General features: G+C 40.3%; 23 protein-coding genes and 1 tRNA gene. 11 read left to right on the forward strand and 13 right to left on the reverse strand.

Annotated elements, in window-relative coordinates; genetic code table 11:
- Positions 1-82: 82 nt before the first annotated feature.
- The 6 genes from PAUR_RS00870 to PAUR_RS00895 are packed head-to-tail and all read right to left on the reverse strand — an operon-like array spanning position 83 to position 6,041.
- On the reverse strand, positions 83-1,660 hold the full coding sequence (locus tag PAUR_RS00870; protein ID WP_192505957.1) for a class I adenylate-forming enzyme family protein: 1,578 nt from the start codon (positions 1,658-1,660) through the stop codon (positions 83-85).
- Between the two features lie 45 nt (positions 1,661-1,705).
- Positions 1,706-3,058, reverse strand: coding sequence for an MATE family efflux transporter (locus PAUR_RS00875; protein WP_192505958.1), 1,353 nt, complete (start codon positions 3,056-3,058; stop codon positions 1,706-1,708).
- 28 nt (positions 3,059-3,086) lie between these two features.
- On the reverse strand, positions 3,087-4,184 hold the full coding sequence (locus tag PAUR_RS00880; protein WP_192505959.1) for an acyl-CoA dehydrogenase family protein: 1,098 nt from the start codon (positions 4,182-4,184) through the stop codon (positions 3,087-3,089).
- A complete protein-coding gene (locus tag PAUR_RS00885; protein ID WP_192505960.1) occupies positions 4,177-4,836 on the reverse strand; it encodes a hypothetical protein in 660 nt (219 codons plus the stop codon). The genes PAUR_RS00880 and PAUR_RS00885 overlap by 8 nt, the downstream gene beginning before the upstream one ends.
- Positions 4,833-5,744, reverse strand: coding sequence for a hypothetical protein (locus PAUR_RS00890; RefSeq protein ID WP_192505961.1), 912 nt, complete (start codon positions 5,742-5,744; stop codon positions 4,833-4,835). Before PAUR_RS00890 ends, PAUR_RS00885 begins: the two co-directional genes overlap by 4 nt.
- Complete coding sequence (locus tag PAUR_RS00895) at positions 5,745-6,041, reverse strand: acyl carrier protein (RefSeq protein ID WP_192505962.1); 297 nt, start codon at positions 6,039-6,041, stop codon at positions 5,745-5,747.
- A gap of 1,090 nt (positions 6,042-7,131) precedes the next feature.
- Here PAUR_RS00895 and PAUR_RS24015 point away from each other — a divergent pair.
- The 4 genes from PAUR_RS24015 to PAUR_RS00910 all read left to right on the forward strand — a co-directional run bounded on the left by PAUR_RS24015 (position 7,132) and on the right by PAUR_RS00910 (position 8,016).
- Entirely contained in the window at positions 7,132-7,395 is a 264-nt protein-coding gene (locus PAUR_RS24015) for a DUF7151 family protein (protein ID WP_450091385.1), read from the forward strand.
- Positions 7,298-7,534, forward strand: a complete 237-nt coding sequence (locus PAUR_RS00900) for a hypothetical protein (RefSeq protein WP_192505963.1) — start codon at positions 7,298-7,300, stop codon at positions 7,532-7,534. The genes PAUR_RS24015 and PAUR_RS00900 overlap by 98 nt, the downstream gene beginning before the upstream one ends.
- A gap of 13 nt (positions 7,535-7,547) precedes the next feature.
- Positions 7,548-7,721 (forward strand): hypothetical protein, encoded by a 174-nt coding sequence (locus PAUR_RS00905; protein ID WP_192505964.1) that lies wholly within the window; start codon positions 7,548-7,550, stop codon positions 7,719-7,721.
- A gap of 127 nt (positions 7,722-7,848) precedes the next feature.
- Complete coding sequence (locus tag PAUR_RS00910) at positions 7,849-8,016, forward strand: hypothetical protein (protein WP_192505965.1); 168 nt, start codon at positions 7,849-7,851, stop codon at positions 8,014-8,016.
- Positions 8,017-8,195: 179 nt separating this feature from the next.
- Here PAUR_RS00910 and PAUR_RS23505 read toward each other — a convergent pair whose 3' ends face one another.
- From PAUR_RS23505 to PAUR_RS00930, 4 genes are all read right to left on the reverse strand, one after another.
- Positions 8,196-8,417, reverse strand: a complete 222-nt coding sequence (locus PAUR_RS23505) for a hypothetical protein (protein ID WP_225738237.1) — start codon at positions 8,415-8,417, stop codon at positions 8,196-8,198.
- A 693-nt stretch (positions 8,418-9,110) separates the two neighbouring features.
- Positions 9,111-10,760, reverse strand: coding sequence for a chaperonin GroEL (groL, locus tag PAUR_RS00920; RefSeq protein ID WP_192505966.1), 1,650 nt, complete (start codon positions 10,758-10,760; stop codon positions 9,111-9,113).
- Between the two features lie 47 nt (positions 10,761-10,807).
- Entirely contained in the window at positions 10,808-11,095 is a 288-nt protein-coding gene (locus PAUR_RS00925) for a co-chaperone GroES (protein WP_010365634.1), read from the reverse strand.
- A 111-nt stretch (positions 11,096-11,206) separates the two neighbouring features.
- Positions 11,207-11,713 (reverse strand): FxsA family protein, encoded by a 507-nt coding sequence (locus tag PAUR_RS00930; protein WP_192505967.1) that lies wholly within the window; start codon positions 11,711-11,713, stop codon positions 11,207-11,209.
- Positions 11,714-12,113: 400 nt separating this feature from the next.
- Between PAUR_RS00930 and PAUR_RS00935 the strand changes: the two genes are divergently transcribed.
- The 5 genes from PAUR_RS00935 to PAUR_RS00955 all read left to right on the forward strand — a co-directional run bounded on the left by PAUR_RS00935 (position 12,114) and on the right by PAUR_RS00955 (position 16,709).
- Positions 12,114-13,904 (forward strand): protein-disulfide reductase DsbD, encoded by a 1,791-nt coding sequence (locus PAUR_RS00935; protein WP_192505968.1) that lies wholly within the window; start codon positions 12,114-12,116, stop codon positions 13,902-13,904.
- Between the two features lie 207 nt (positions 13,905-14,111).
- On the forward strand, positions 14,112-14,573 hold the full coding sequence (gene aroQ, locus PAUR_RS00940) for a type II 3-dehydroquinate dehydratase (RefSeq protein ID WP_192505969.1): 462 nt from the start codon (positions 14,112-14,114) through the stop codon (positions 14,571-14,573).
- 19 nt (positions 14,574-14,592) lie between these two features.
- The gene (gene accB / locus PAUR_RS00945; RefSeq protein WP_192505970.1) at positions 14,593-15,048 is read left to right on the forward strand and encodes an acetyl-CoA carboxylase biotin carboxyl carrier protein; all 456 of its coding nucleotides are present in this window, start codon (positions 14,593-14,595) and stop codon (positions 15,046-15,048) included.
- A 24-nt stretch (positions 15,049-15,072) separates the two neighbouring features.
- Positions 15,073-16,416, forward strand: a complete 1,344-nt coding sequence (gene accC / locus PAUR_RS00950) for an acetyl-CoA carboxylase biotin carboxylase subunit (protein WP_192505971.1) — start codon at positions 15,073-15,075, stop codon at positions 16,414-16,416.
- A 216-nt stretch (positions 16,417-16,632) separates the two neighbouring features.
- Positions 16,633-16,709, forward strand: a tRNA-Ile gene (locus tag PAUR_RS00955).
- 745 nt (positions 16,710-17,454) lie between these two features.
- On the opposite strand, the gene PAUR_RS00960 is transcribed toward PAUR_RS00955, so the two are convergent.
- Both PAUR_RS00960 and PAUR_RS00965 read right to left on the reverse strand, forming a co-directional pair.
- On the reverse strand, positions 17,455-17,946 hold the full coding sequence (locus PAUR_RS00960; protein ID WP_192505972.1) for a hypothetical protein: 492 nt from the start codon (positions 17,944-17,946) through the stop codon (positions 17,455-17,457).
- A 123-nt stretch (positions 17,947-18,069) separates the two neighbouring features.
- On the reverse strand, positions 18,070-18,234 hold the full coding sequence (locus PAUR_RS00965; protein ID WP_192505973.1) for a hypothetical protein: 165 nt from the start codon (positions 18,232-18,234) through the stop codon (positions 18,070-18,072).
- A gap of 300 nt (positions 18,235-18,534) precedes the next feature.
- Between PAUR_RS00965 and PAUR_RS00970 the strand changes: the two genes are divergently transcribed.
- Positions 18,535-18,969 carry a transcriptional repressor gene (locus PAUR_RS00970; RefSeq protein WP_192505974.1) on the forward strand — a complete coding sequence of 145 codons (435 nt, stop codon included), beginning with the start codon at positions 18,535-18,537 and terminating at the stop codon, positions 18,967-18,969.
- A gap of 80 nt (positions 18,970-19,049) precedes the next feature.
- Positions 19,050-19,517 (forward strand): chemotaxis protein CheX, encoded by a 468-nt coding sequence (locus PAUR_RS00975; RefSeq protein ID WP_192505975.1) that lies wholly within the window; start codon positions 19,050-19,052, stop codon positions 19,515-19,517.
- Positions 19,518-19,784: 267 nt separating this feature from the next.
- Here PAUR_RS00975 and PAUR_RS00980 read toward each other — a convergent pair whose 3' ends face one another.
- On the reverse strand, positions 19,785-19,970 hold the full coding sequence (locus PAUR_RS00980; protein WP_192505976.1) for a hypothetical protein: 186 nt from the start codon (positions 19,968-19,970) through the stop codon (positions 19,785-19,787).
- Positions 19,971-20,146 lie beyond the last annotated feature (176 nt).

The raw sequence follows: 20,146 nt of genomic DNA on the forward strand, positions 1-20,146 counted from the left end.
TTGCCGTTTGATATTGAAGCTACCTACTACGCGGTAGTCATGGGTAAATACTCCATACCTATTTACCCATCGAATCATATTGCTAGCTTGCAACTAGTTGTAATGAATTAGCTTCCAAATCCTTACGTAACTGCGGTTTGTCTATTTTTCCATTTTGGTTTCTTGGAAAAGACTTCAACATGTAAAAGTCTGTAGGAACTTGAAATGCTTCTAAGTTTTTAGTGCAATGTAGTTTCAAATCTGCAGAACTCATTTCGGAGCCAGATATAAGTGTCACCAACGCAACGACATTTGGATCCGAGTCTGGGTTCTCAAGACAGATCACCGAAGCTTCCTCAACTTCGTTAAGTTGCACCAACGTTTCCTCTATTTCTTTCGGAATTAGTTTTTTCCCTCTCACTTTTAAAACTTCATCCATGCGTCCTTTGAAATAGAAGTAGCCGTCTTCATCTAAATATCCATAATCACCTGTAAATAAACACTTACCACCGTAGATAGGATGTTCTTTAATCCTTGCATTAGTCGCTTCGTCATTATTCCAATAGCCACGCATAACCGTTCCACCGCGCACCACAAGCTGCCCAACTTCACCAGCAATACAAGGCGTACCACTGTCACTCAGTACCATAATTTCAGTGTTTGGAATGGCGATACCAACGCTGCCAGGTTTACGCTCAAGATCTTCAGGAGGCAAGTAGGTACACCGCTTGCACTCAGTTAAGCCATACATTGAGTAAATATCAGCTCTGCTGAATAGGGATTTAAGTGCACTAATATGGCTTTCTCTTAATGCCGCTCCAGTATTTGTAACACAACGAACTGTAGAGAAATCGACCTTGGCTAGCGCATTAAACTTTTCAAACAATTCAACCAATACGGGGACAGCTGGCAACACGGTACATTTATATTGAGCAACTTTTTTCATTACAGCGAGAGGCCATACAAGATCCTTCTCTAGTACTAACGTTGCACCTTTGGAAAAAGCCATAATCATTTGATACAGACCATAATCAAATGACAGCGGAAGCACATTTAGAAAGACATCGTCATTGCTATTTTTTAAATAAGTATTCAACGAATCTAATGCGCAACACATATTTGCATGCGTTAAAGTAACCCCTTTAGGTTCACCCGTAGAACCCGATGTATAAACTAATGAAGCGAGGTCTTCACTGATTATATTTTCATCAAACTTAGCTTCAACGCAGCTACTTGACTCAGGAAACGCCGCGCACTTGATATGTGAGCCTGAAATAGCATCGCTACTATCAATTGTATACAAGCACTCTAGGCTGCTTTGTTTTGGCAACTGACGAATAACGTCATTGGCTAGTGATGCCGTAGTTATGAATACTTTCGCTGAACAGTTTTCAATAATGTAGGCAATTTTAGCTGCTGGCTGTTCATCACTAACAACTGCAACACATGCTCCACATAGCAACACAGCCCAATAAGATACAGCCGTTTCAAATGTGTTCCCCGTACAAATTACTATCCGATCGCCTTTTTTAATACCTTGTTCAATGAACAAATTGCTTAACGCAGTAACTTGATCCAATAACTCAGTGTAGGTAAAACTGCCTCTTTCACAGATCAATGCAGTCTTTTGTGGGTAGCATTGCGCTGAATTTAGAAAATACTGTCCTAATGAATGTTGCATAAACACAACTCCCAGTTTAAAAATTAATAAATAAAATAGAATTTCTTACGGCGTGATGGCGGTTAAGCTGTCCCCAATTGAATTACTTTTTGCGCGCCGATATTGGAGATGAGTTCGCCTAATTTCGTAAAGTAAGTAGCCCAAGATGAGAATGTTTGTGCTGACTAATACTTGATACATCAACTCAAGTGAATCGTGAACAAAGACCGCATAACTTGCCAGCGACATCTGTACAACCAATGCACTAATATTAAAGAGTAAACTACGAACTCCCTGACCTGTCTCCTGCATATACACAAGCAGCACTAGTAATGGACCAGTTACAATGTAGGTTGGTGCAATATAATGTAGGTAAAATGACGCAGCTTTCAAAATCGTTGATGAATTAGTCAACAAGCTAAGCAGGAACTCTTTATAAACAAAAACTAGAGGGCTCACGACAACGTAGATCAACAAGACTGACCCCATAGCTACGTTAATAAACCGCCTCACCAATGCAAATTCTCCACTGGCCTTTAATCGGTTGGCATGTACACCAAGTGCAACGCCTGTTGCGATTGCAGGCATTAGAATGATGTTTTGAATTCTATATGCCACACCAAACCCAGCTACATCGTTTTGCGAGAATGTAGCTAATAGCTTATTAAGTAAAAAGAGGTTTAAGAACATAACTAAGTAACTAAAAAAAACAGGGCCACTAAAGTGCTTAATACTCAATAAATGCGCTTTTATCTGTGAAGGAAAATCACTAAACAAATGAATAACTCTAGTTCTCTTCAACATAAATAACGCAATTACTATTGATAAGACAGATGTAATCACTGTTGAATAAACTAGAGAATACAATCCCGCTGACGAATAGGTAACCAAAATATAAGTCAACGTGACATTGGCCCCGAATCCCACTACCGTGACCACTGTGACATGAAAAGGCTTACCCAATGCATATAACGAAGACATCAAGATAATACTCAACATAACCAATGCGCTAAGCAAAATCTGTGCTCTAGTGAAGTCAACTACCTGAAAATAAGTATCATCAGCAATGTTATATAGGGACAGTAAGTCGAACTTCAGCACCTCAAATAGAAGATAAATCCCCAGAAATATTAATGAGCTAGCAACCACCAAAACTTGTAGCCTTTGATTCAGCAAGTCATATTGCTGATTACCAGAAGCTTCCGCAGAGAATGCTATTGCCGAGACTCTCAAACTCTCGTGTACAGCCATAAACACAATTGATATTGGTAAAAATATCCCCAGTACATATAAACTATTCGGTACGGCATGTCCGACAATTGCCGTATTTAAAAATATGGCCAGCAATGCCACTGAAGACGATATAAATATCGGTACTGCAATGCCATATAAGCGCTTAACTATTTGAATATTGCTCATCGTGAGCACCTCATTAACGTCTCTTAACTTACAAAGTGAATTCGTTTCTCTTTAACCCAGAGTCAACGTTTAAATGATGTATATGTGTTGTACCTTCCATGTATTCGTAACCATACATGTCAGCAGCTGACTTCATTAACCATGGATGCTCTAACAACTGGCCACCTTGCAGTGAACTCAAAATACCTTGAGAAATTTCTTCGCAAATAGAGGTCGCCTTAGCCTTAATCAAAGACACAACTGCACCTTTCAACGGCTCAATATCCACCTGTGCAGCAGCACTTAAGTTTTGCTCTCGCACTATTGCTAGTTGATGATCATATTTATTCAGTAAGTTAACGGAAACAGAGTTACAGTTTAAGCGAACGTAATCCACCATAGCCTGCGCTTGGCCGATAGCCAGTGCTGATACACCGGGGCGATAACGATGAAATGTTTTGAGCATCGACATCATACCTCTCTCAACTGGACTTAGGTGCTGCCCGAGTAATAAAGACTCTTCAATCGGCGTATTTGCAAAGTGCATGTATGAGATTTGGGCTCCACGTAGTCCATATGTGGGTAACACCATACGTTTAATTGAACCACTTGATAAAAGCTCAGGAGTAATAATTGCTGCGCACATGCCAAGCATGCCACTCCCCTGTTTAAATAACACAGTTCCAATTGGGGCTACAGCACCGTTGCCAAAAAGAATTTTTTCTCCACTTAACTGCATATCAGCATTTAGGCTAGCAGCCATGTTTGCTGCATCTGAGCCTTTTTCTGGTTCAGTTACTGCAAAAAATGAGCGGCAGGCATTGTCCTTAATATAGTTAAAGAAATACTCCTTCTGTTGAGGTGAGCCAATTTCGTTGAGCAACACCCCAGACAGTGAAGAGCCAGGAGCACTTAGTAATACACCAGGATCCCCATACGAGAGAGCTTCTAGCATTTGCGCACGTTTTACTGCTGAGCAAAACGTTTCTATTTCTATACGCTTTTGTACATATTTATGATCTGAGAATTTTAAAATGGCATCTGGATTCTGTGCTGTTTCAAGTGCAAGTGAACGATACCAAGCTGCAAACTCTACCCATTCATTTGTGTAAGTTTTGCTTGCTAACTCTTTATTAATTTCAAACACTTGCTTTCTCCAAATAAACACTGTTAAGCGCTTTAAACATGACATCCATTTGCACTAGGTTTCCGCACAACATACTTCTACCTCCGGCTGCTTTTATTAGTCTGGAGACAATGCTGTAAAGTTCTTCCGCCACAAATTGCTGGTTTTTTTTATCTTTTAAATCACCAACTTGACTAATTACATAAATATCCTGAGCAATTCCAGCCATTAATTGTGTAATCACAGGGTGCTTTGCGGCACTCGCACTTTCTATCGAACGTCCCTTTAAATATTCACCGACATGCTCAAAAGCACGTTTAACCCAAAGAATCTCGTACTTAAGTAGCTCGGTAACGAAGCGCTCCGCTGATAACGAGGAAGTTGACGTTTGTGCATCGCTCGCAACCCGCCCTACAACGAGTTCATCTTGTTCGAGTAAAAAGTTTGGTACTAGCTCTGAACCAGACAACTGATATTGAGATGGCGAATAACTATCAAGTAGGATGACACCTTCATTACAATAAATATTTTTTGATGTAACAAACCACCCGTTATTAACCACTATAACCGGCCTCAACTCGAAGCAGCGACGTGTCAACTCATTAAAATTTAGCGAAAAGTTTAGATTTAGCAGCATAGCGTTATCTAGTTCTATAAGTTGCTGTGTACTCATTTATGCTCTCCTGATTGAGCTAAGTTTTGAATCACTAAACAATGTGCACTGAGACTTTCTTCATCTTCGTCTATTAAAATAGCAAACTCGCTCAACCAAATTGGTGTATGTTGTTTTTGATGTAACCACCGTATAACCGTCATACAAGAAGCTGTCGGATCAACAAAGTCCATTGCATAACTGGTAAGACAATCCGTTTCGAGATGATAGTTGTAAGTTTTGAATATTGATGTGTTACGTTTAAAGCTCAGTATTACCTGCCCTTGAGGCACGCCAAGTTGCTCCAGTAACTCTTCTAGATAGTGTGCTAACTTAAAGTTTTCCCTAGATACTTCAAACTCACTTATAACTCTACTAGCTAAAAGCTTGATATGATTACCTTGAGGTTCAGCAGTTAGCTTAACAATGCCACTAGACGAAAATTTAGGTAAAGCATGATAGGAGTTTTCTGCTACAGGTACTGTGCTTTGCTCGAATGACATTAGTAATGCTTGTTCTACTAAGTCATCGGCAAGTGCGTATTGCATAGCTACTGTCAGTGCAACATTTGGAGATAAGCTGCCACGCTCACTTACATCAAGAAAAGGACAGCTCAACTCACATTTATTCTGCACGTAGGTACCAAAGGCTGAATATTCCGGATCAAACTCTGGTATCCAATAACTCATAACGGCTAATTGAATGTTGTCAAAAAACGATGATGTTACTTCCGCATATAAGGGATCGAATAAATCAACGTGATTATATTGATCGCCTCTAAGCATACTGTCATGTTCTAACTTGATACCAGCCATTCGATGTATATCTTGTTGAGTGACCACAAAACGTTCTCTGGGCTCTAAAGCTAAAGATCTAGAGTCCAGACTTGCAAGAATAACATCCGAAATATACAAACCTTTGTACGTCATTTAGTTAATCCCTAACTGATCCGCAAGGTAATCACAAATGGTTCCTATCGTCGCAAAATGTTCACCATCCAATGTATCTGGATTAATCGAATATTCTTCAATGTTCTCTTCTAGCGCAACCAAGAAAGTAAGTGAAGTCATTGAATCAATTCCGAGGTCATTTTTTAGTGACGTACCTAGAGGAAGATTTACAACTGCTTCATCATTAGTTACATCAGCCAAAACCGCTTTCACTTTGTTCACTAGTGCTTTTTTGTCAAGCACTGCGCTTTCTATCGTTTTTTCTTTGGTTTCCATATTTTTCCTCTTACATTTAATTGTTAATAAAAAAATCTTACAATTCGCTTAACCAGTTAGCTCCGACTTAGTGAAGCTAGCTACTGAAATATGCTAGCTAGTGAGCACTGCTCAACCAACCCACAATGCTATAAAATTAAAAAACACCAAAAAATCAATACAATAAATAAAATCCCACTCCTTTGGCACTAGAGAATTCACCTCTCTATTTTCATAGTTAGGGCTAAAAAACATGCAATCAACAATTGCAATTAACTGTAAAATTACAATAGCAACAATACGCAATTAACCATTAATCAACATTGGTTAATATTGTTGATTAAAAACATATCAAGTTAAAAATAGGTGCGCAAGCACCTTTATTGGTTACATTCATTCACAAAAAAAACCGCGAACCCAAAAAAATTGAAACAAAAACGAAGAGCCGGAGAAAGCAAAAATAAAAAACAATGAAATTATTCACTTCTTCAGTTTGTATTTTTTCAAACACCTCAAAGACCATAAAAAAATTAAAACCATATAAATCAAGCCATTAATTAACAATCTTTAAATTTACATTTTTAAAGTTACTTTTCAAACTGGTAAAATATGCCTTCCCCAAAAACGAACCTTTTAAAATAGTCAAAAATACATCCACATTAGGAATAATTAATTACACAAGAACAACCCAAAAAAGCAGATTTGAATTTATGAATTTGTTTTATTTTCTTTATCAAAATCTATAAAAATACGGATAATATAAGTGGTTTTAAATACCTCCTTACACGTGAAGCAATAATGTTATTTTTTGTAGTTTGATAAATACGAGTGTCGGGAGAATTAAATTACCGCGAAAAACTGAATAAAACTTATCTAAATTTCTTGTAAAAACCTTCAACCTTTCATATTCAAAACATGCCTTACACCACTTATCATTTTTACTATATATAACGAACAAATATGAAATCCCTCAGTCTGTAAACACACGCTATCGCCACAATATTTGCTTTAACTGAGTGTAGTGACGGTGCCAATGGCCGCGATGGCAGCAATGGTGTCCATGGTATAAGTGGCTAAAGGAGCATAGTATTACAAACGCAATTAGCGGCGGGTGATACACAATGTTGGCTCGTGGCGTAAAATTGACTCCGGCATAGACATAAATCGTGACAGCATATTGAACAGCGATAAAATAACTGGCACCTCCTATGTTTGTAACCCAGATACTTCTGCAAACAGCGGCGTGCGATTGCCTTACTCAGTATTAAGAAGTGACCTTGACAACGGCAATATTGCTGGCTCTACCTTTGAGGTACGCAACGGCGGCTATGGTTCTGAAGTGGATGATCACTCATCTCACAGATCGTGGCCCTAGCGCCACTTTCTCGGGTGAGCAAGGTAAAGGAAAATATTCCCAACGCCTGATTAAACACCGTACATTCGCTGATTTTAAGTACAAACAAACGGGTCAATTAAGTTGGTTAGAAATATTTTTTAAAAGACAAAACGGGTAATTTCATCTGCGGTTTGCACAATAGCTCAGCATTGGGTGGCACGGGGGACACACCCTACGGTGCCAAAGTTGAAGTGATCAGAAAAGATATAAATAAACCTTACTATAAAACGGCTAATCCAATTCGCATCGATGATTATGGCCTAGATGCAGAAGGTCTAGTAGCGATGAATGATGGAATATTTTGAACAAGCGACGAATATGGTCCACACATAGTGAATTATAGAATTAACATGTATAAGCCCATTCAATGACGAAACACGCAATCTACACTTCTTACCCGTAAAGTTCGGCAATCGCTGGGCAGACCGTGACATGGAAGGCCTAACTATCACATATGATGAAACAACACTCGTTGGGAGCATGCAATCTAGTCTTGATAACCCAAGGAAAAATAGCACCATTGTGACTCGTCTTGTTACCGTCAATATCGCTACGAGTGAGACTTCACAATACTTATATATAGACAAGAAAAAACTATGATGGCCATGATATGGAGTTAATTTTATACCGTGATGATAGAGAGGTTGATCGAGGTATCCATATTAGGAAATATTTTCCTCGTGGCAGCTATCGATTAACTCTGATAAACAATGGCGGCGGTACACGTGGCGGTATGCGTTACGAATACCGCGAAAATTAATTTATATCACGCGGGCTAATTAGGCCTGCGTATTAACAAGTTTAGGTTCTTGGCTTTTTAGGAAGTTAATCGCTTTCTCTTGATACTCTTGGAGAAAAGATTCTGAAGTAATTTTAGCCACTGTTTGCTGCTTCTTTTGAGCATTACCCAACACACCATGAAATGAGCGGTAGTTTTGTGCTTCCATTTGCCTAGCTTTATCTACACTTTGCTCAAAAAATTCAGGTATGCTTATTTTCACATCAGGCTTAAAACCTTTTTTCAAAATTAATGCTATCTAAAGAACCTTTTACCCCCATCACATCATACCAAAACGTGTCACGTAAGCTCCCTGTATACCCACTCACCGTGCTATATTAGACTCCAACGTTCGGATTGCGTCAACAATACCGTTAAATTCATTGATAGACATATTCTCAAAATCAAAGCCTTCAGGATTAAGTAGGACATTGTATGGTGAACTGCTCGGCGCATCACCTGAAAATGCAGCAATAGAAACAGGCTCGTCAGATACTTGTTTCTCTTTGGTAACTTTAACCTGATTAGGCTCTGACTCCGTTTTTGCGGGCGCAGCAAGCGGTTGTATCGGTGTTGATGTTGGCGTATTCGTTGTTGATGCCGAGTGGATATTAAATAAAAGCTCCTTATTGTACTGCCTTAGTATCGGCAGTATTCCTATTTTACTTTAGCACATTGTGTTGGATTTTATGGCTGTTATACATCGGCTTGTTAACCCATCTAAGCATGTTGCCGATTATGAGTCTATTTGTGTGCAACAGCACAAAGCACATTTTTTACAACACATGGGCGTTAAATCGATACCCTATGTAACTCCCCCCTAAAATGATAAGCTTTAGCAAATTCCAGACACAAAAAAAACCCTAACATCAAACTGTTAGGGTTTTTTCTAAAAAGCGATTTGGGCCGACTTTTACTACATCATACCGCCCATTCCACCCATGCCGCCCATGCCGCCCATATCTGGTGCTGCTGGTGCTGCTTCTTGTGGAATTTCTGCAACCATTGCTTCAGTGGTGATCATAAGACCTGCAATCGATGCTGCAAATTGTAGTGCAGAGCGTGTTACTTTAGTTGGGTCAAGAATACCCATCGCAATCATATCGCTGTATTCACCGTTTGCTGCGTTGTAACCATAGTTACCCTCACCACCTCTTACGTTGTTTACCACAACAGAGGCTTCATCACCCGCATTTGATACGATTTGACGCAGTGGTGCTTCCATCGCACGAAGTGCTACTTTAATACCGTGGTTTTGGTCTTCGTTGTCACCTAGTAGTTCTGTAAGCTTGTTCGCTACACGTACTAGCGCAACACCACCACCAGGTACCACACCTTCTTCAACCGCTGCACGTGTTGCATGTAATGCATCTTCTACGCGGTCTTTTTTCTCTTTCATTTCAACTTCAGTCGCTGCACCAACTTTAATCACTGCAACACCGCCAGCAAGTTTCGCCATGCGCTCTTGCAGCTTTTCTTTGTCATAGTCTGACGTTGCTTCTTCAATTTGTGCTTTAATTTGTGAAACACGACCGTCAATACCGTCTTGCTCACCCGCACCATCAATGATGGTTGTGTCATCTTTGGTGATCACAACGCGTTTAGCAGTACCTAAGTCTTCAATCGTTGACTTCTCAAGCTCTAGACCAATCTCTTCAGAGATAACTGTACCACCCGTTAGAGTTGCGATGTCTTGTAGCATTGCTTTACGACGGTCACCAAAGCCTGGTGCTTTAACCGCAGCAACTTTAACAATACCACGCATGTTATTTACAACTAGCGTTGCCAGTGCTTCACCTTCAAGGTCTTCAGCAATAATAAGTAATGGCTTACTTGTTTTAGCAACCGCTTCTAAAGTAGGAAGTAATTCACGAATGTTTGAAACTTTCTTATCTACTAAAAGAATCAGTGGGCTATCTAGTTCAACAGCGCCTTTTTCTGCGTTGTTGATGAAGTAAGGAGAAAGGTAACCACGATCGAACTGCATACCTTCAACAACATCCAGTTCATTCTCTAGAGATTGACCTTCTTCTACTGTGATAACGCCAGACTCACGGCCTACACGCTCCATTGCATTGGCAATGATTTCACCAATTTCTTTATCTGAGTTTGCAGAGATAGTACCTACCTGCGCAATGGCTTTTGTATCAGCACATGGCACAGACAATGTTTTCAGCTCAGCAACCGCAGCAATAACTGCTTTGTCGATACCGCGCTTAAGGTCCATTGGGTTCATACCCGCAGCAACGGCTTTTAAGCCTTCGTTTACGATAGACTGTGCTAATACTGTTGCTGTCGTTGTGCCGTCACCTGCTGCATCATTTGCTTTAGATGCAACTTCTTTTACCATTTGTGCACCCATGTTCTCAAACTTGTCTTCAAGTTCGATCTCTTTTGCAACCGATACACCATCTTTAGTGATAACTGGTGCGCCAAATGACTTATCTAAAATAACGTTACGGCCTTTAGGACCTAAAGTAACACGTACTGCGTTCGCTAACGTATTTACACCTGCAAGCATCTTTGTGCGTGCGTCGTTTGCAAAGAATACTTCTTTTGCTGCCATGATTGAATTCCTCTAAATTTGAATGCTTTGAAAGTTGAAAAGTAGGGTTAGCCTACAATGCCTAAGATGTTGTCTTCACGCATGATCAGGTACTCTTGACCTTCGATCTTTTCAGTTTTTTCAACGTAAGAACCAAACAGTACTGTGTCGCCTGTTTTTACTTCTAGTGCTCTTACTTCGCCATTGTCTAAAACACGGCCGTTACCCACAGCAACCACTTCACCGCGTGTTGATTTTTCTGCAGCAGAGCCAGTTAATACAATACCACCAGCAGATTTTGTTTCTTCTTCAAGACGCTTGATGATTACACGGTCATGTAAAGGACGAATATTCATAAAATTTGTTCTCCTAACAGTTTCTGCACATAACAGAAAAAAAGTTCATTTTCAGTTGCCATCATTAATGGGGATGGCATTTTTAAAATCCAAGTAAAAATTGTAATTTTTTTAATCTTTTCGCTGATACTCGCCTTCAATTGTGCTTGATTGCTCTTGCACACCTTCCGTTTTATCAAACGATGATTGTGGTTGCTCAAATGGACTTTGTTGCGCATGATGCGAAAAGCCACCTTGCTGAGCTGACATTTTTGCATGCATTTGCGCACCAATTTGTTTCACCAGTGCATTCGCTAAATGCACTCGAATAGGGGGCGTTAATAACATAAAACCGATTACATCAGTCATAATCCCCGGCGTCATCAACAATACACCAGCGATGATCACACATAAGCCACTGAATAACTCACTTGCAGGCATTTGCCCTTGCGCCATTTGCCCTTGCACATTTGAGAATGCACTGAGACCTTGTTGTTTTACCAACTTGGCACCCAATACCGCAGTCAATACCACCAATGCAATGGTTGCGACGCCACCAATAACATCGCTCACTTGAATCAACAACGCAATCTCTATAATGGGAACAACAATAAACAGCACAAATAAAATTCGAAACATACTTTCTCCTAATTCCTATGAAAGATAAATATGGGTGACAAGGTCTCATTTCAAGCCAGCGCAATCTGCTTGGGAATTTTGAGTCTATCCGCTACTATGAAGCTGATTCAAACGACCCAAATATAATGTCTCTATGATGCCATATTTATGAGTATGATTTAACTCACTGTGTCTATCATATCCACATTCATATGCAGGCTTAATAAATAATTGATTTCATTCAATGTAAAAGGGAACATTTCTTTCACATTGAGGTCTGCCATAGATATGGCAAAAGTTAAGTAACACGCAATATAACATCTGTGTTGTTACTCACACACAATCAGATAACATCACACCTTAATGCCAAGCATTCGCAATGTGCATAAGTCGTTACTGATATAGATGAGGTACTCAATAAATGAGATTGTTGGTTTTTCTTTTTTCTTTACTGTGGTTACTGCCAGTACATGCATCAAATACTGTCTTGGATAGCTTACTTGCACCTAAGCAAGATACGTTTTTACCCGTTGATGAAGCGTTCAAGTTTGACTTTGATCAACAAGGCAACATCCTGTTTATTGGCTGGGAAATTGAACCTGGTTACTACATTTATCAAAAAAAGATTGAAATTATAGCCAAAGAGGCGTCTATTTCAGTGCCTGAGCTCGCACCAGGTCAAGAGATTGAAGATGAATTTTTTGGCAGAACGCAAGTGTATTTTGATTCATTTTCAGTGGTATCTAAACTTAGTGCCATACAAGACAATGCTGTTGTTAAAATTCGCTATCAAGGCTGCGCCGAGGCTGGCTTATGCTACCCACCAGAAGTCATCACTGTGCCACTTACACCGCTTTTGACTGAATCTGATGCAAACACCACGAACACAGCTCAGGAAGCGCCACTCAAGGACGCCAACACTCTCACCAGTAGCGATGATTTATCATTTACGGAGCAACTCGCCCAACAAAGCTTTTTAACTAATTTGGCGATCTTTTTTGTGGTTGGTGTTGGCTTGGCATTTACACCCTGCGTTTTTCCTATGTTTCCCATTTTGTCGAGCTTAATTGCAGGACAACAAGGGCTATCAACTAAAAAGGCATTTCGATTATCATTTGTTTATATCCAAGGTATGGCTGTCACCTATGCCGCTTTGGGTTTAGTGGTTGCCGCACTGGGTGGTCAAGTGCAGGGTTATATACAACACCCCGCCGTGTTAATTAGTTTCAGCTTATTGTTCGTATTATTAGCCATGTCGATGTTTGGTTGGTACGAAATTAAACTACCCAGCGGTATGATGAATAGACTGACCTCTGTCAGTAACAAACAACAAGGCGGGAGCTATTTAGGTGTATTTTCTATGGGTGTATTATCTGGTTTAATCGCCTCACCTTGCACAACGGCGCCTTTGTCCGCTGCATTACTCTATGTTGCACAAAGTGGTGACTATGTTGTTGGCGGTGTAACCTTATATGTTCTAAGCCTAGGTATGGGGCTGCCCTTACTATTACTCGGTACATCAGGCGGTAAACTATTACCAAAAGCTGGCGGCTGGATGGAACAAGTCAAGACCCTGTTCGGATTTATCATGTTAGTGGTGCCATTGATCTTGCTTGAGCGTATTTTAGCGTTTGACACTATTTTACTCATGGCTGCAGGCTTAATGGCCGCAACAGCGCTGTATTTACATTATTGGCAAAGCACGCAAACCGCGGGCAAGCTCAAAACACTACTCTGGGCACTCGCAAGTGGTTTACTGCTAACAAGTGTATTAACAGCCAAGTACGTTGTGCTTCCGAGTCAAAATGCGTCAGTGCAATCCACTGAAGTAGCCGGCAAAAAAGGATTTACCCTACTCGCTGATTTGGCAGCGCTTAAAGTTGCCACCAAAGAAGCAAACGATAACGGCCAAATTGCGATGGTCGACTTGTATGCTGACTGGTGCGTAGCCTGTAAAGAATTTGAAAAATACAGTTTCCCTGCAGATAACGTCCAAGCTGAGTTTAAACATTTCTCGCTATTGAAACTTGATCTCACCGACACAAATGATACCAGCATTGAGATCATGGAAGAGTATACGGTATTCGGATTACCCAGCATTTTATTTTTCGACAAAGATGGTAATGAAATGCCCGAACTACGAGTAACAGGCTTTTTAGGTGCCGATGAATTTTCTGCTCACTTAAAAAAAGTACGTAACGCGCTACAATAAACTCTCTAAAGGTTAAGCAAACGCTTAACCTTTTTCCCTTCAAGCCTCTCTCATTAGACCAGTATTTTGCTGCTATTTACCCCGAACTCTCTATAATAGTCTGCGAACGTGAGAAAAAGTTGCTATTTCTCGTTGAACAGCTTAAGTTAACTAACATCATAAGCTAAATTATTCGTTAGTTTTAAATTTAAGGGAATTTCACGCATTATGTCTACACAGTTAAAGATTTTAGTCTTAAATGGCCCAAACTTGAACATGCTAGGTCGCCGCGAGCCTCATAAATATGGTACGCAGACTTTAGACGATATTATGCAGCCCCTAACGAATTATGCACAGCAACAACATGTGACACTGACGCACCTGCAAAGCAATAGCGAAGCAGAGCTCATTAATGCAATACATGACGCTTGGCAAAACATTGATGCCATTATCATTAACCCAGCCGCTTTTACACATACCAGTATAGCGCTGCGCGATGCATTACTCAGTGTCTCGATACCTTTTTACGAAGTGCATATTACGAATGTATATGCACGCGAATCCTTCCGTCATAAATCGTACTTTTCCGATGTGGCGCAGGGAGTAATATGTGGATTAGGCGCAATGGGCTATCACGCAGCGTTAACAGCAGCGATTAGCCAATTGCACAGCGAAAATAACTCAAATTAACTAACAGGCGGGTCATTGTATGGATATTCGCAAGATCAAAAAACTTATCGAATTAGTAGAAGAATCAGGGATTGCTGAACTGGAAATCACTGAAGGTGAAGAATCAGTACGCATTAATCGCTTTAGCAGCGCACCTGTTGTTGCTGCACCGCAACAATTTGCTGCACCAGCTCCTGTGGCACCAGCTCCAGCTGCTACAGCCGCACCAGCAGTAGATGCTCCAGCTCCAGCTGCGCCTGCAGGTCATCAAGTTCTTTCGCCGATGGTTGGTACTTTCTATTCAGCCGCTTCCCCTGAAGCACCTTCATACGTTGAAGTAGGCACTAAAGTAAACGTTGGTGATACACTTTGTATCGTAGAAGCCATGAAAATGATGAACCAAATCGAAGCTGACAAAGCGGGTGTAGTTAAAGCGATCCTTGTAGCAAATGGCGACCCAATTGAATTCGACCAACCGCTATTCATCATCGAATAATCACGCACTCAGAAGGCAAACGCTATGTTAGATAAAGTAGTCATTGCAAACCGAGGTGAAATTGCACTTCGTGTATTGCGTGCCTGCAAGGAACTTGGGATTAAAACTGTCGCTGTGCATTCTACAGCTGACCGTGATCTTAAGCATGTCTTGCTTGCAGATGAAACCATTTGTATTGGTAAACCAGCAGCGACCGAAAGCTATTTAGACATTCCACGCATTATTGCAGCCGCAGAAGTAACTGATGCCGTCGCAATTCACCCAGGATACGGATTCTTATCTGAAAATGCTGATTTTGCAGACCAAGTTGAGCAAAGTGGTTTCATTTTCATCGGCCCGACAGGCGATACTATTCGCATCATGGGTGATAAAGTTGCCGCGATTGAAGCGATGCGTAAAGCCGGAGTACCTTGTGTACCAGGCTCAGATGGTCCTTTAACGGAAGATCAAGAACGTAACGTTCAGATAGCCAAACGCATCGGTTACCCTGTTATCATCAAAGCCGCAGGCGGCGGTGGTGGTCGAGGTATGCGTGTGGTACGCAGCGAAGCTGAATTAATTGATTCAATTGCTCTAACACAACAAGAAGCCAAGCAGTTCTTTGGTAATGGCATGGTTTACATGGAGAAATTCCTAGAGAACCCTCGTCACATCGAAGTACAAGTGCTGGCTGATGGCCAAGGTAATGCCGTTCATTTAGGTGAGCGCGATTGCTCAATGCAACGCCGCCATCAAAAGGTCGTTGAAGAAGCACCTGCACCAGGTATTACCGAAGAAATGCGCAAATTCATTGGCGAACGTTGTACGCGTGCATGTATTGAAATTGGCTATCGTGGTGCGGGAACTTTTGAGTTCTTGTATGAAAATGGTGAGTTCTATTTCATTGAAATGAATACGCGAATTCAAGTTGAGCACCCTGTTACTGAAATGGTGACTGGTGTCGACTTGATCAAAGAGCAGCTAAAAATTGCAGCGGGGCAACCTCTTTCATTTACTCAAGATGATGTGGTGATCCGTGGGCATGCTGTTGAATGTCGTATCAACGCAGAAGACCCTGATTCATTTATTCCATCTCCAGGTAAAATCACACGATTCCATCCTGCTGGTGGGTTAGGGATCCGCTGGGATAGTCATATATACGCAGATTACACTGTACCACCGCATTATGACTCTATGATTGGTAAGCTTATCACTTATGGCGAAAACCGCGATGTGGCTATTGCACGTGCACGCAATGCGTTAAATGAGCTTGTGATTGACGGTATCAAAACCAATACGCCATTGCATAAGAAAATATTGGCTGATGAAAACTTCCATAATGGTGGCACTAACATCCATTATTTAGAGAAGAAACTCGGTATTGCCTAATTTCATCACCCTAAAAAGCCAGCTCTGATGCTGGCTTTTTTGTTTTAAAAACCGGTATTACGCTGAAATTGAAGAAAAATTAACCGTTTGATTTACAGATAGTTAAATTTATTACATTTACTAGTGACAAGGCTTTTAAAAGTTTTTATACTGCACCCCGCTTGATAACACTTTCAAGCGAAATAAAATATGATTAATCTAAATCGTATTGTCTATGGCCCCTTAGCTCAGTTGGTTAGAGCACACGACTCATAATCGTTAGGTCCCCAGTTCGAGTCTGGGAGGGGCCACCATTTCAAAATATTTACCTCCCTCTAGTAACACATACTGATTAATTCAAACCAGTTATCTTTGTATTTAACTATTGATTGGTGAACATGATATCTAGCATGTCAAAAAATACAGTTTCGCACACTTTCCAAATACCGTTAACCTATACCAACATGAGTAATTTACCCTTCTTAACGCTGGTGGATTAACTCGCGATGTCGTTATTTTAAAGCGCCACCTCAAAACTAATGATCCCTTGCTATAAGATACTTCTACATAACCACGATATACCCATGAACATACTTTCCATCACCTCCTGCTTTACAACATAGCACTAGAGTCCCTTGCCCCACATGACATAGAGCATAATTCATGACATTCTAAACTCAGTATTTCACTAAAACTATCGAAGGCAAGTACCATGAACATACTATCAAAAGAAACACTGAGTAAAGTAATGGGTGGATCAAATAACCCACACTCCGCACCAACACTACCTGCCAAAGGGGGTTCATCGGCTCCTCCATGGGGCCGATACTAAGCAGCATGGTTAATGCCAAAAACTGGCAATCACTTAGGGCTTCTTAAAAACCATTACGATAAAAGAAGCCTTTATACAAAATGACAAAAATCAGCTGAGCTACCAGCCTTTACTGAGCTGAATGAGTACACAATAAAAGTACGAGGTAGATATATGCCGCCCCTATTTTAAATCATCACAAAATCATCGATTACCAGTAACTCAGAGCGAAATTTAGCAGACTTTGTTTATAACAATATACTGCGGATGATTTTTGAAATCGCATCTAAGCCCGCTAAACGCTTTTCAGCTTCGGTGCTGTCTATGCCTTGAATGGCTTCATAATCGTCTAGAAAAAAAGCACTATCGTAATACTTTGTCTGGGGATCTTTTACGTACACTAAAACATAACAGTACATTGAAAGGTGATCTAACGAGCGAAAGAAATCGATATCAGCCGCTGTTATTACGGGCTTTACTTTGCCTTTTATCTTATCAATAAAGACATGTTTAACATAAATTGACTGTGTATCTCGTGTATACTTTACAACATCTTCAACGCCATAATGGTGGACACGATATGCTTTCACATCATCAAGGCACAACAGTTGCTGGGAGCATGTATTTTGAAAATCAATAGCTTCCATCTCTTTGTCGATTTTTTCATAGCGACCATAATTCGGCCTTGCGGCTAAGCGCTGAAACCAACATTTCAATTTAGCTTGCGTATCAGTAAACACTCCCACTCCCCATCCGTCTCTTTTTAAAGATCCGTCAACATGCTCAATATCAATCGAACTACGATAATAAAGTAAACCTCGTTACCATAATGTTAAATTATACATCTTTAAATATTAATATGTTCATATGTGCGGCTCTTCTAAAATAATTAATGTGTCAAGGTCCATTAATTGCCCACTGGCGGCTTGCTGACATTTCCCCCACAGCCCTATCGCTTCGCTGCTACTTTTACGCAACAAAATTAATGCCCAGATTAATTCAGACTGTCTAATACGCACTAGGTTCATCTTTGCTTTCCCCTTAAACCTATGAACAAAACCATCACCTAATCGCATGTCGTAATATGAGGTCTTTTATTACGAACTATATATAGGCTTTTGCAGGACCAAACATGTGCTTTTTTCAATAACATCACTAAAACTCGCACATTCAGCCAGATTCACTTACAATATGTTTCTATCCACGGCAATGCTCTGCTTCTGTGCAGCTATATAACTCCGCTTTGTTAAATTAATAATAATTTTTAACAACACAAGACTATTAAAAAGAATATGTTAGTATTGCTAAGCAGTGTAAGGATCTAAATTATGAATGTTGAACTATTGGTGAGTAAAGCCAAACAAGTTTGTGATAACAAAGGTGCACGTTTCACCCCCATTCGCGAGAAAGTATTTAGGCTACTCGCAAGTAAGCAAGGTGGGGTTGGAGCATATGATTTACTAGAAGAACTTAAACTAACGGAATCTGGAGCAAAACCAGCCACGATTTATCGTGCGCTCGACTTTTTGTCTGAGTTAGGGTTCATTCACAAAATTGAAAGCGCGAATGCATTCATGTTGTGTCACCATTTTGATCACATTCACCCTGTACAGCTACTCATCTGTGACAGTTGTGGCCACGTTGATGAATTGCATTCTAGTATCATTTCTCATGAACTGAATAACTTAGCTGCAGAGAAAGGCTTTACAGTCAGTGCTCAAACTATTGAAGCCCACGGCCAATGCAAAAAATGTAAACAGTAGAGGCAACTACATCTAAAACGCACTACACTTACATATTGGTTATATGAATTATTAAATAAGAGAAAACAAGGGAATCCCTAATGAAGGTAGAGTTCATCAATCCTTTTTTGGCGTCTTTAATTAATGTGCTGTCAACCATGGCACAAACTGAGTTGACTCCAGGGAAGCCGAAAGTCAAAAAAGACGAAGTCGCACGTGGCGATGTATCTGGTTTAATTGGTATGGTCGGCCCGCAAACGAAAGGCTCTTTCTCAATTTCCTTTGATGAAAGCCTAGCACTCACAATTATGGAACGTATGTTAGGTGAGCGCCCTGAGGGTATTAATGAAGAAGTCACTGATATGGTTGGTGAAATAACCAACATGGTCACAGGTGGTGCCAAAAATTTATTAGGTGAAAAGGGCTATGATTTTGAAATGGCTACACCGATTGTTGTGTCTGGTACAGGTCATACAATTACACATAAGTGTGAAGGCGCAAAATTAATGATGCCTTTTACCTCAGACGACGGTAACGCCCATATTGAAGTTAGCTTCGACACATTATGAGCTGGCAACAGCAAGATATAAAAATCTCGGCTAAAAGCCGAGATTTCCGTTAAATTGATAATGAAATAAGCACCCAATTGCCACAAATATCGCAATATAGCATTCGGCTACTGCACCTTTTTCTTCAACATCTTTCTGCAAGCCTCTAGGTTAAGGGAAATGCAGATCCCATTGTTCTTATGAACTTTAAAAGTCACTTTAACCTCTTATCTTACTTCATTCTCTAAATAAAAGGTGTGTACATTATTAGGGGAAGATCATGACGTTTTAGCATACGCCAGAAGGGCCGCACCATTGGTTTACCGTTCTGCAAGCAGCCTTATAAGTGGGTACACAGCCAGCTTGAGTGTCCCATAAACCACCGCCGACTATTTTTGGTGTCATATTCTCAGGTAAAGCGCTTTTATCCTGAGATAATGTTTTTAACTTACTTTTATTCAGTATTAATTTCATAATTATTTTCCTTAATAAGGTTAACTAACCTCAGCTCTGGATAAGCGAATTTGTCCAATAAAGCTATTTTTCTCACTCTCGCGTTGCTTTCATTTGTAATAGCCCGCTATTCCTGCATAAAAGTGCCTTGATATTGAACAAAATATCATCATTGGGTTGTACGTAAGTTTGTCTAC

Source organism: Pseudoalteromonas aurantia 208, from assembly GCF_014858725.1.
In the GTDB taxonomy this organism is placed as follows: Bacteria; Pseudomonadota; Gammaproteobacteria; order Enterobacterales; family Alteromonadaceae; genus Pseudoalteromonas; species Pseudoalteromonas aurantia.